Here is a 12,375-nt window from a genome sequence, read left to right on the forward strand (position 1 = left end):
AAAATTATGTTATACGTAGTTATCCTCTTTTTATTTGCTGCTATTACGTTGTACTTCCTTTTAGGCGGTGCAGATTTTGGCGCGGGTATCATTGAACTTTTTACATCAACCGATAATAAACACCGAACCCGAAAAACCAGCTACCAAGCTATTGGCCCTATATGGGAGGCCAACCACATGTGGCTTATTATTACCGTGGTAATTTTATTTGTGGGTTTCCCGGTTATTTACAGCGAGATGTGCATTTACCTGCATATCCCTTTACTCATTATGCTTTTGGGTATTATAGCCCGTGGCACAGCTTTCGCGTTCAGAAATTATGATGCTATCAAGGACGAAAAAACGCAGGGTTTTTATAACCACATGTTTGTTTATTCGAGCTTTGTTACCCCCTTGTTCCTGGGTATCATTGCCGGGAGTGCGCTGTCGGGCCAGATTGACCCAACTGCAAAAACTTTCGCCGGGGCTTATATATTCAGCTGGCTCAACTGGTTCTCGGTTTCTGTGGGCCTCTTTACGGTAGCGCTTTGCGGTTTCCTTGCCGCAATTTACCTCATTGGGGAATGCCCGGAAGTGTATGACGTAAAGCGTTTTATAAAAAAGGCAAAAGCCATGAACATTGCGGCTGTAATATTGGGCGCGCTGGTGTTTTTAGCATCGCATTTTGAGCAGGTTCACCTGGCCGACTGGATATTTGGCAACGCCTTAAGTTTGATAGCCGTAATTGCTGCTACCCTATCGCTCATTTTATTATGGTTCATCATCTCTGATAACAAGAATAAACAATGGATCAGGGTGCTGGCAGCTTTCCAGGTAAGTATGATCCTGATTTCCGTTGGGCACACCCGTTTTCCCCGTTTTGTGATATTTAAGGATGGCAGCTCCATGTCATTACTTACCGATCATGCCACCGGAAAAACTATTGATGACCTGGGCATAGGCCTGCTGGTTGGCAGCTTATTTATACTGCCGGCCCTGGGCTACTTATATTACAGTTTCAAGAAAAAAAACAATGGACAAGTTGCGGATGAACATTGACCGTTGATTAATGGATTGCGTTGATTTCGCTAATTTTTATCGGCTTGTCATCACGAGCGTAGCGAAGAATCGCGCGGAGAGGCCGCCCACCATGCTTCGACGGGCTTAGCATGACGCTCCTTTTTATTGTCATCCTGAGCTCAGCGAAGGATCTTTTCGCAGATAGGCTGGTAACAGAAAAGATTCTTCGCTGAGCTCAGAATGGCACTGGGAGGTTAAGAAGATTTATCGTTGAAATATCTCCGGGTATTTCCTGATAAAATATACCGGGGTGCAGCTCCAGGCGTGGCAATAGCTATTTACCGGGTAAAAGTTATACGGCGATTTCAACTCATCATTAGGATCATAAACTTCCCAAAAGGTATCAGCGCCTTTTTTTATCATTCCCCCCCAGTAGTTTTCTACCGCTTCCTTGGCCTCGGTTTTTAGCCCGCTTTCGATAAGTGCGGCTACATAATAGTGATACATGTAAGGTGCACCGGGCCGTACCGCATCTTTTACTGATGCAAGTGCTTTCAAAGCGCCCTGTGCTTCTGTTTTAGAAGCTACCCCACTCAATATCATCCAGGCCTGGCCACCGTATGATATTTGCTTATTTGTTCCGCTAACAAACAGTCCTGATGTTTTGTCATAAAGGTTTTTATATGCCGCGTTCTTTAATTTCCGGGCTAAAGCAGGCACGTCAGATACTTCATCTTCTTTACCAAGCATTTTGGCCAGTGCGTAGGTTTGGTTCAGGGTATAAATGGTTAAACCCTGTAAGCAAGCCTGTTTATCAAGGCCGTCTTTCCAGTCAAAAAACACCCACCATTCCTTTCCGGCTTTTACGTAATCCATCATACCATCCTTGCCGGCATATTTACGGGCAATATCCAGTTGTTTTTTGGCTACCGGCCACAGGTCAAGCCCTGTTTGTTTATCATCTGTAGCTGCCACATACTCTTTTAGGGCAACGTTGAATAAAAAGCAATAATCAAGCAGCCTGTTACCCACCTGAGCATGAGGTTCCGGTGTTTCGAATACGTTAGATATCAACATACCGTCATCAGCAGAAAGGCCTGCCAGCAGGTAAAAGCAACGCTTGGTGAGGTTATTGTTTTGATAGGAATACAAGTTGGCCAGCGATTCAAGGTACAAGTCGCCTATCCAAAGCCTGCGATCCCGTTTCGGGCCATCCTCATATACCGTTTGCATACATTCCTTTAAGGTGGTAAGGCCAACACGATCAATATCGGCAATAAGCGGCGAGGTAGCAGGACCTAAAAGCGGCGGTTTAAATGCAACTGCGGTTGTAGCCTTAAATTGAATATCTGCTATCTGAAAATCAAAATAAGGAGAAGCACCGAGCAGTTCCATTTTTACGAACCGACAGGCCAGCCGGCGCGGTATAGTAATGGTAGCAGGCATTTCGGTAACGGTAACGGTTTCATCCTGCAGCCAGGCCCGGCTGATGGTACCCTTATATGGATCAAAGGGAACCGTCAATTCAGATGGCACCTCGCCAAATGTAAATTTTATTCTTACGGGTGCGTCCGGCGTTCCTTTCAGGGATTTGATAGTAAAAGAAAAATACCCGGTAAGGTGTTCGCCAAAATCGGCTACCGCGCCGCTCTGCGTTTTAAATGATTTGCTGTAGAAGGAACTCACGCTATCCGTATTTACAGCCTTCCACCCCTGAAACGCGGCGGGATCTTTTTCGAGCTTTACCATGCTTACCGGTTGCTTTTCTATTTCGGTTAAGCGGGGTTTGTTTTCTTCGGCTTTCTTTAGCCAGTCCTGCCGGTAAGCCTGATAAGGGTCCTGGGCTTTTACGCTACTGCTGATTAGCGCGGTGAAGGTTAACAATAAGAGGGCAATTTTTGGGGTGTGTAAATTTAATACCATAGGGGAATAGTTTAAGGTTTAATTGGTGGTAACTAATTGTACCCAAGATTTATAATTGGTTAAAACAATATAAATATATACATTTTCCGAAACCATCCCCTACTATCTTTTTAAGTAATAAATACAATTGTGTAATATTACATTTGTGATTACTCCAATTGTAGCGTGTGAAGAATTATCTTAAAATATTATCTATTGATGAATACTCCATCACCCCGAAGTACCTTCAGTTATCAAATGCTATAATCAGGGCCATTGAAAGCGGTGATATTGTTAAGGATGATATGCTCCCTTCTATCAACGACCTGAGCTTTGCCCTGGATACATCCCGCAACACCATTGAGCGTGTTTACAAGGAATTAAAGGATAAAGGCATAGTAAGTTCGGTGCCTGGCAAGGGTTTCTTTATCTCGAACACCGATTTTCAAAAGCCGCTTAAAATATTCCTGTTGTTTAATAAGCTCAGTGCACACAAAAAACTCATTTATGATGCTTTTGTGGCTACTATAGGTGAGCAGGCCACTATAGATTTTTACATCTACAATAATGATTTTTACTTTTTTAAAAAAATCATAGCCGAGAGTTCGCAAAGCGACTATGCCAAGTATATCATCATCCCCCATTTTTTGGATAATGAAACCAAAGCGCATGAAATCCTTAATACCATCCCTAAAGACAAGCTGATACTGCTTGACAACCTGGTGCCGGGCGTGAACGGCAAGTTTGCCGCCATTTATGAAAACTTCGCGTTTGACGTGTATGAAGCCTTAAAAAAGCTATTGGATAAATTAAGTAAGTATAATACCATTAAATTGATATTCCCGGGTAAAACCTACCACTCTAAAGAAATATTAAAAGGGTTTTTAAATTTTTGCAGGCAGTATGCCTTTGAATACGCGGTGGTTGACTCCCTGGCTGCCGAAGTAATTCAGCCGCAAACAGTTTACATTAGTTTGGTGGAGGATGGTCTTGTGGAGTTAATTAAAAAGATCATAGCCTCTGACCTAAAAGTAGCTAAGGATGTGGGTGTAATATCTTATAACGAAACCGCGCTTAAGGAGATTATATTAGATGGCATCACTACCATATCAACCGACTTTAAGCTGATGGGCAGCAAAGCGGCCGAATTTGCCTTAAACAACTGCACCGAGCATTTTGCAGTGCCATTTCATGTAAGGCTGAGGAGTTCGTTGTAAGCCCTAAAAAAGATTGTCATCCTGAACGAAGTGAAGGATCTATTAATGAACTTTGTATATTTAAAGAATAGATTCTTGGCTGCCGCTCAGAATGACAATTATTTATTAGCTCTTTATTTCAGGTTCCTAACCTTTATATTTCTGAAGAAAGCCTCGTTACCATGATCCTGCAATAGCAGGTGCCCTTGTGGTGCTTCGCCAAAGTTTTTCCAGACTTTGTATTTACTGATAGCAACCAGGTCGCGATAGGCTTTTGAGCCCCTATCATATTCCAACACTTTAACGCCGTTTAGGTAATGCTCTACGTGATTATTAGGATAAACTACTACCCTGCCTATATTCCATGAACCTATTGGATGTACGAAGCGCTCTTGCTTATTTGCCTTAATTAAATCATAAAGCGAAGCCAGCGTGCGGTCGCCGTCGCGGCCGAGTTTGGCGTCTGGGTGCAGCTTGTCGTCAAGCACCTGGTACTCCAGGCCAATGGCCGAACCATCTGTAATTTCTTTCAGGGTTACAAAGTATTTTACTCCGCTATTGGCTCCGGGAGTGAGCTTAAACTCAAACGAAAGATCAAAAGCAGCATAATTATCGTTAGTGACGATATCACCACCGCCAGACTCTTCTTTACCGGCCGAAGGTAATACATGCATGGTGCCTTGTGTATATTCCCATCCTTTGGTTGGGAAGGCTTTAAGCGTTGCGCCGCGCCAGCCTGTATTGGTTTTACCATCATACAACAATTTCCATCCGGCGGCTTTCTCGGCCGGTGTAATGCTGTTTGGCTGCAGGTTTACCACATACACATCTTTTGGAAATGGTTTTGGCTTTAAATTAGTGGTTTGCAGGTTAAAGTTTTTAAAATATACTTTTTTACCGGCTTGCTCTTGTTTGCTCACCGCATGAACCTGCAGTGCTATAAATCCCTTACGGTCAATAGTATCAACCACATCTGCAGCTGGAACGCCATTAACCCAGGTTTTCATTTCATTGCCTATGCATTCAATCCGGATATGGTTAAATACCCCTACTTTGAAAGCATCTTTTGCTTTGGCATTCAAATCAAGCGGATAAAGCCAATCGCGGCGGCCTTCATCATAAATACCGCCGGCCCATTTACGGTCTGAAGGATCTATTTCAAACTGTCGGCCGTAAACCTTGCCTTTGCCTTCGTGACCTGCGGGGTCATAGTGACTGCGGGTTTGCACGCCAGAATTACTGAGGTTACTTTCTATTTTAGCATCGAGCTCTAATATAAAATCGCCATACTCTTTTTCGGTTACCAAAAACGTGTTGCCCGAATTTAATACAGTTGTGCCTACAATTTGCCCGTCTTCTACTTTATAATCGGCAGTACCGGCAAGACGTTTCCATCCTTTAAGGGTTTTGCCGTCAAACAGGGCATTTTGTGCATGGGTTTTGGCAGGTAATAAAGCAGCCGCAGCAAACAGAACTATGGCAGGGAATACAATTTTCTTCATGTGTGGTGTTAATGTTGTTTTATGTAGATATTAAAATTGGTTTAAAAATCTCCGGCTTTATTGGCAATAAAGCATATTTACCGCAATATGCTATTTATTGCAATACACTTACAAAAAAACCTGTAACAAGACAGATACTTTATTACACTTTCACTTCCCAGCCCTTTTCATATTCCCGGCTCCAGAGTTTGGCAGCATCAGCATCGTTTAAAATATGGCCGTTTGATGGATCGATTTGCAGCACCCTGTCTACGCGATACGATATGTTGCCCAACTGCGGCAATAATGTCGATTTAAATCCGGTTTCGATAGAACAATTTAAACGTTCCGATCCCCTAATGGCCTCAATAAAATTTTTCAAATGAAGCTCATCGAGCAGTTCGGTTGGGCTTACTTTATTGGTAGCATCTACTTTAGTATTGTCGTTTACGCTTTTAACAGGTTTGTTGCCACCATCATAAACCTGGTATCCGTTCCCTCCATCATAAACCAAAGTGCCCTTATCTCCGTAAAATATTACTCCACGACCTAATTTCTCCATTTCAAATCCATTACAGCTACGGCTTTCCCATTGTGCGGCGGTATTATTCGGGAAATTATACATGATATTTTGCGTATCGGGGGTTTGCCAGTCATCATTAAAATGAAAACGGCCGCCTGTTGATACGACCTTGTTCGGAAAGTCAACACCCAAGCCCCAGCGCATTACGTCAAGTTCATGGGTTCCGTTGTTCAGAGCCTCCCCTGCACCCCAGTTCCAGAGCCAGTGCCAGTTATAATGAATGAGGTTGTCCCGATACGCCATTCGTGGCGCGGGCCCCTGCCATAAATCATAATTCAGGGTTTCGGGCACAGCCACCTCCTTGCCATAACCAATAGTTTGGCGATGATTGGTGTACCAGCCCTTAGCATAATAAGTTCTGCCAATAACGCCATTATGAAGCTCTTTTATCATGTTTTGAACATTGGCAAATGATCGTCGCTGGATGCCCATTTGCACAAGGCGCTTATATTTTTTTGACGCGGCAACGGCCATTTCGCCCTCATGGGGGTTATGACTGCCCGGTTTTTCTACATACACATGCTTCCCGGCCTGGCAAGCCATAATGGTTGCGGGGGCATGCCAATGATCGGGAGCGGCTATAACAACAGCGTCAATCTCCTTTATTTCAAGCATTTTCCGGATATCGGTAATGCCCTTAGGTTTTTTGCCCGTTATTTTAAATATCTCGTTTATTGTATTTTCAACCACTTTGGAATCTACATCGCATATATATCCAATTTCAACATTAGGCATGCCGGCAAAACGTTGGGCAAGGTACAGCCCCCGGCTGTTTGTTCCCATCATACCTAATACTACTTTGTTGTTTGGCGACCCGCTAAAAAATCCGGCTTTGGATATTTCTGGTGTGAGCAGAAAACAGGTGCCCGCTAATGAAGTTGTTTGAATAAACTTTCTACGGCTAATCATATCTGAATTGTTAATTGGTGATGTCCTGTTGTTCTGCGAGCAGGTATGGCAAATTAGTTAAGTTTTATAAAGCATCGAAGAAAAACAGATGATTTTTTTAATAAGCAAATGTAATTTAACTGTTACTTAAATAGCCTCTCGTATTCACCGATCAGCTTTTTGGTTGCCCTGCAATACCACGCCGTGATCAGAAGCGTTTTCAGATCATCCGGCGATACGGTTTCAAGACGTACCAGCATGTACTTATAATTGAGATAATGGTTGGTTATAAAAAACGTATCTGGATCAGCTGCCATCCACTTATCGCGCTCAAGTGTGTGTACAGCAAGCAGTTGATCTTTTAGTTTAACGTTGGCAACTATCTTTTTGTTCACATAAAAAGCCGGATCATTAACGTGCATTTTTTCGGTTACGCCTGGCAATGGTAACAATGTGCTGCGCAGAAACTGCATAAAAGCAAACATATCAGTCGCCATAATTAAGCTTTAAAGTATCTGAACCGGGATTTTGTAATCAAATGGGGGGCAATATAAAACTACACCTTATTCTTAAATTTAAAAATCCCGGTTTCAAAATATTTTCTAATAGTTAATTGGCAACGGGTTCAGTTTTATATTCTGACGCTGGTGCCAGTATGGGTAAATGGGATCAACCTCACTTGCGGCATCCAGTTTTTTAACCTGTTCTGTCGTTAAATTCCAGCCAACAGCATCCAGATTTTGTTTTAATTGCTCTTCGTTACGGGCACCTATTATGATGTTGGCAACGGTTGGCCTTTGCAACAACCAGTTTATTGCAACCTGTGCCACCGATTTACCCGTTTCTTCGGCTACCTCATCCATTGCGTCAACAATGTTGTACAGGTGATCAAAATTTGTTGCCGGCCCATGGCTCCCCCCCTGTACCGTTCTTGAATTTTCAGGAATTGGCTGGCCCCTTCTGAACTTACCGCTTAACTGGCCCGAAGCCAAAGGACTCCAAATTATGGTGCCCACCTTTTGATCGATACCCAAAGGCATCAGCTCCCATTCAAATTCGCGGTTTAATAATGAGTAATATGCCTGATGAGCTATATACCTGCTCCAGCCATATCGTTCAGATGCCGACAATGATTTCATTAAATGCCAGCCCGAAAAGTTTGAACAGGCAATATATCTGATCTTTCCGCTGGTTACCAGGTCATCAAGTGCGCGCAGGGTTTCTTCAACCGGTGTGGTGCCGTCAAAGCCGTGCATGTGATATACATCAATATGATCGGTATTTAAGCGTTTCAAACTGGCCTCGCATTGCTGAATAAGGTGATAACGCGATGAACCATAATCATTAGAACCATCGCCCATAGTAAAAGTTGCCTTCGATGAAATAAGCACCCTGTTGCGTAAGCCTTCCAGTGCCTGGCCCAGGATCTCTTCAGACAAGCCGCGGGAATAAACGTTGGCTGTATCGAAAAAGTCGACCCCGGCATCCAGGCATAAATTAATAAGCTTTCTGGCTTCATCAACCTGTGTATTCCCCCAGGCTTTAAAAAACTCGTTGCCGCCCCCAAAAGTGGCCGTTCCAAAACTTAACACCGGCACTTTTAGCCCCGATGCTCCTAACTGTCTGTATTCCATTGTGGTATTTTTGATGTAAATGATTATACATGGCCTACTACGACCCATGTATAACAAAGCTAAAACATATGGATTTTAACATGTGGTTTAGCATATCATAAGTTTGTCATTTATAGAAGCCACGCTCCCGTTGTAAAGGAAATTAATTGCTAATTTTGAACCAATGATAGCAGACCCGTTACGTGTATCACTTTTTGAAATGCGGCTGGAAGAAATTCACCGGCGCGATCCCTTTTTGAGGTATGAGATCACCATACGTGACTTTATAGCATTGTTCCCACTGAAATATAAAAACGGCGCTCCGGTAAAGCCAGAACAACCTACTTCTTTCGGGCTCGACAGGCATGTGTTTTTACAAGTGCTTGTAGCCTTTAGCCAATCGTTTAATTAACCGGTTGTTTCTTTTTAAGCCGGATCATAAATCCCCCTCCCGGAGCCATGTGAACAGGTATTTGCTGATTTTTAGTTATAAGCTGATTGGTAATAATATAGTCTGCCGCGTAGCGATCTGCATTTACGCCGTCTTTACAAATTACAGCATCATAGTTGGTATCATCCAAAAAGTCAAACCGGAGATTCACATCATGGGCATTTTCGCCGGTCATTCCGGCTATAAACCAGTCATCACCCTTTTTACGGGCGGTTACAATATACCCGGCAACTTTTGCATCAAGTATCAATGTATTATCCCAGGTGGTTGGAATACTGCCCAGCAGCTGCATAAACTCCGGCTCAAGCAATCCCTGCGACGGATTACCCGAAAACATTTGCAACGGACTATCATAAACCACAAACATAGCCAGCTGCTGGCACCGTGTACCGTCACTCATTACCTTGCCTTTTATGGGTGTATGCTGCGCATGAGTGGCGTTATCAAGTAACCCGGGTTCATAATCCATAGGGCCGGCAAGCATGCGGGTGAAGGGTAGCGTTAAATTATGTCCAGGCGTTGGCTTATTGCTCCAGGCATTATATTCGCTGCCTAAAACACCCTCGCGGGTGAGGTTGTTGGGATATGTACGGTTGAACCCTTTGGGTGGGTAGGCCCCATGAAACATAATCATGATATGCGCGTCGGCACAGGCCTGCGCAATTCGTTTATAAAAATTAACGGTTTTCTGATCATCGCGGTCAATAAAATCGGTCATGATAAAATCGGCGCCCCAGCGGTTAAATTGCTTTAAGGCACTGTCGAGCTGCTTGTCGAGTGTCATGGCCAGCGTCCACATACTTATTTTTACCCCTTTTGAACGCGCATAGTCGGCAATGGAATCAATATTCATATTCGGGCTGATCTTGAACAGGTCGTTGGCGTCGCTCCAGCCGGCATCCATCATGATCCGGTCGAAACCGAAACGTTTGGCAAAATCTATATAATATTTATACGTAGCGGTATTTACACCTGTTTTAAAAGGAACGTTAAACAGGTTGATGTCAATTATCCACTCCTCGGTACTTTTACCGGGATGTATCCAGGAAGCATCTTTTAATTTGCACGGTTCGGCCAGTTTATAAACAAGATCGTTTCCCGGCAAATCCTTGTCCACTCTCGAAATAAGCAGCGCCCGCCACGGAAACACGCGGGTACCTTTTGTCTGGGCTATGTAGTTAGCACGCCTGCTTACCACCCGCTGCGGAAAATCGCCGGGCTCAACTCTTTCTTCCAGTGGGTAAGCAGCATAAGTTGCTTGTAATGACGATTTTCCTGTACCCCTTAAAAACATGCCCGGGTAATCGTCCAGATCAGATTCGGTTACCCCCGCTTTGATGCCGCCGTTAAGTTCAACCAGCACCGGCGAATACATGTAAACCGTATCAGTCAAACTATCAAGTTGCTTGTAAGGGTACAATTCTTCAAAACTGGTATGATAAATATCCTGCCCGGGGCGCTTGTGTATTATCGGCGTCCAGGCATGGCTGCCTTGCGGAAAGTTAAATTGTGCAGTTTCATTCTTTACCGTGATATCGTTTTTAAATTGTGTGCTGATACGATACGCAAAGCCATCGTTGTATAACCTGAATATTACACCGAACTTATTTTTGAAAGTTATGCTTAGTTCATTATAAACATCGGGTATCAGCTTTCTTTTATCTGGAACAGCAGCGGTTATAACCGTATTTACTGTATGGCTTTTTACGGATGATATTTTAAGGCCGGTGCTTAGTTTTAAACCTGCTGAAAGTTCAAGATCAATTACCGAGGGTAAAACAACAGGCTTATCATCAACAAACACTGAATATGACAAATTATTACTGGTGCTGATCTCGACCCTTACTTTTTTATCGGGCGAATACAGAACCGGTACATCCGTGCAAAAACATTTTATGGGTATAATTAAAACGAGTAATGATAATAATACTTTATTCATAATTATAGGTAATGGCGGTATTGGTTGGCGAGGTCGGAATGCTTAAAATTATAAAATAATACCATAATCAGGAACAGGTCTAAATTAGAAATAGCTCCTCCTCGGATGCCGTCTTTGGTTAACTTTGCGCAAAATATTATCAAATGGAGAAAACTAAACTTACTATTAATAACAACGGTTCTGTAAAAATTGAAGGCGATTTTGAAATTGTAGATGCGCAAGGCAATCAATATGGTTTACAGGGCAGAACTGTGCTATCTATTTGCCGTTGCGGCATGTCGGCTAACAAGCCATTCTGCGACGGTTCGCATAAAGGGCATTTTGAGCACAACGCCATTGCCTTTGATTTGCCCCCTAAAAAAGTTTAACATTTAGCATATCCGCGATTTATTATAAAGCCTTCTGTATATTACAGGAGGCTTTTGCTTATAGCTGCTTTATCAGGTTTTTTATTGACTTTTGACACCTGACATTATGCGTTACTTTTTTCATATAGGTTATCATGGCACACGTTACAGCGGCTGGCAAAGGCATGTCGGTGTTACAAGTGTTCAGGAAGTTTTAGAAACCGCGCTTAGCCGCCTTTTTAAACACCCAGTTGCCATTGTGGGCTGTGGCCGTACAGATGCCTATGTACACGCATGCCAGTTCTTTTTTCATGTAGATATTGAGCAGGAATGGGATTTTGACTTGTTTTTCAGGCTTAATAAAATATTGCCCGATGATATAGCCATATTTGACATTATCCCGATGCAGGGCCAGCCGCATGCCCGGTTTGATGCCATACAACGCACTTATGATTATTTTATTCATAGCTATAAAGACCCATTTTTAAGCGATTTCAGCTCTCTCTATCCTGAAACAAATCTTAACATTGATGCCATGGGCAAAGCGGTGGTGCTATTGCCGCTCTACAACGATTACCGCGCATTTTGCAAAATGCCCGACCGTATTGATCATACCATCTGCACAGTAACCTCAGCCGGCTTATTTGTTGATAAAAGCGGCGACAGGTTGCGCTTCCACATATCGGCTAACCGCTTTTTAAGCAAAATGATCAGGATCATCGTTGGCCGCCTGCTTGATATCGGTCGCGGTGATATGAACGTTGATGAGTTTGAACATTACCTGGCCAATAAACAAACGCCGGCCATCATTATTCCGGCTTATCCGCAAGGTTTGTATCTTTCAAAAGTTACCTACCCCTATCTTGACATACCGCCGCGAACCACTTTTACAGGACCGCTTGAAAATGGTAATGAAGCGGGCTGGCAGGCGGTATAACAGCTATATATTTAATCTTTATAAATATGAGCTCGTAAA

11 protein-coding genes are annotated in these 12,375 nt (G+C 43.2%); 5 read left to right on the plus strand and 6 right to left on the minus strand.

All coding sequences use genetic code 11. The features are described from left to right. Window positions 1-6 precede the first annotated feature (6 nt). A complete protein-coding gene (locus SNE25_RS21855) occupies window positions 7-1,038 on the plus strand; it encodes a cytochrome d ubiquinol oxidase subunit II (RefSeq protein WP_321561133.1) in 1,032 nt (343 codons plus the stop codon). Window positions 1,039-1,263: 225 nt separating this feature from the next. On the opposite strand, the gene SNE25_RS21860 is transcribed toward SNE25_RS21855, so the two are convergent. Next, window positions 1,264-2,922, minus strand: a complete 1,659-nt coding sequence (locus SNE25_RS21860) for an alpha-L-rhamnosidase-related protein (protein WP_321561134.1) — start codon at window positions 2,920-2,922, stop codon at window positions 1,264-1,266. A gap of 167 nt (window positions 2,923-3,089) precedes the next feature. Between SNE25_RS21860 and SNE25_RS21865 the strand changes: the two genes are divergently transcribed. Then, window positions 3,090-4,118: a GntR family transcriptional regulator gene (locus SNE25_RS21865; protein ID WP_321561135.1), complete on the plus strand. Its 1,029-nt coding sequence runs from the start codon at window positions 3,090-3,092 to the stop codon at window positions 4,116-4,118. A 113-nt stretch (window positions 4,119-4,231) separates the two neighbouring features. Here the strand turns inward: SNE25_RS21865 and SNE25_RS21870 are convergent, their stop codons facing one another. The 4 genes from SNE25_RS21870 to SNE25_RS21885 all read right to left on the minus strand — a co-directional run bounded on the left by SNE25_RS21870 (window position 4,232) and on the right by SNE25_RS21885 (window position 8,683). After that, window positions 4,232-5,599 carry a 3-keto-disaccharide hydrolase gene (locus SNE25_RS21870; RefSeq protein ID WP_321561136.1) on the minus strand — a complete coding sequence of 456 codons (1,368 nt, stop codon included), beginning with the start codon at window positions 5,597-5,599 and terminating at the stop codon, window positions 4,232-4,234. A gap of 142 nt (window positions 5,600-5,741) precedes the next feature. After that, window positions 5,742-7,070 (minus strand): Gfo/Idh/MocA family protein, encoded by a 1,329-nt coding sequence (locus SNE25_RS21875; RefSeq protein WP_321561137.1) that lies wholly within the window; start codon window positions 7,068-7,070, stop codon window positions 5,742-5,744. 122 nt (window positions 7,071-7,192) lie between these two features. Beyond that, window positions 7,193-7,546 (minus strand): MmcQ/YjbR family DNA-binding protein, encoded by a 354-nt coding sequence (locus SNE25_RS21880; RefSeq protein WP_321561138.1) that lies wholly within the window; start codon window positions 7,544-7,546, stop codon window positions 7,193-7,195. 105 nt (window positions 7,547-7,651) lie between these two features. Continuing rightward, a complete protein-coding gene (locus tag SNE25_RS21885; RefSeq protein ID WP_321561139.1) occupies window positions 7,652-8,683 on the minus strand; it encodes an aldo/keto reductase in 1,032 nt (343 codons plus the stop codon). 163 nt (window positions 8,684-8,846) lie between these two features. Between SNE25_RS21885 and SNE25_RS21890 the strand changes: the two genes are divergently transcribed. Continuing rightward, window positions 8,847-9,074, plus strand: a complete 228-nt coding sequence (locus tag SNE25_RS21890; protein WP_321561140.1) for a hypothetical protein — start codon at window positions 8,847-8,849, stop codon at window positions 9,072-9,074. Here the strand turns inward: SNE25_RS21890 and SNE25_RS21895 are convergent. Further along, window positions 9,067-11,052 carry a glycoside hydrolase family 97 protein gene (locus SNE25_RS21895; RefSeq protein WP_321561141.1) on the minus strand — a complete coding sequence of 662 codons (1,986 nt, stop codon included), beginning with the start codon at window positions 11,050-11,052 and terminating at the stop codon, window positions 9,067-9,069. The genes SNE25_RS21890 and SNE25_RS21895 overlap by 8 nt on opposite strands. Window positions 11,053-11,195: 143 nt before the next feature. On the opposite strand from SNE25_RS21895, the gene SNE25_RS21900 reads away from it, so the two are divergent. Together SNE25_RS21900 and SNE25_RS21905 are read left to right on the plus strand one after the other, a co-directional pair. Further along, window positions 11,196-11,420, plus strand: a complete 225-nt coding sequence (locus SNE25_RS21900) for a CDGSH iron-sulfur domain-containing protein (RefSeq protein ID WP_321561142.1) — start codon at window positions 11,196-11,198, stop codon at window positions 11,418-11,420. A 106-nt stretch (window positions 11,421-11,526) separates the two neighbouring features. After that, window positions 11,527-12,336, plus strand: a complete 810-nt coding sequence (locus SNE25_RS21905; protein WP_321561143.1) for a tRNA pseudouridine synthase A — start codon at window positions 11,527-11,529, stop codon at window positions 12,334-12,336. The last annotated feature ends 39 nt before the right edge of the window (window positions 12,337-12,375 follow it).

The organism is Mucilaginibacter sabulilitoris (assembly GCF_034262375.1).
GTDB classification, from domain to species: domain Bacteria; phylum Bacteroidota; class Bacteroidia; order Sphingobacteriales; family Sphingobacteriaceae; genus Mucilaginibacter; species Mucilaginibacter sabulilitoris.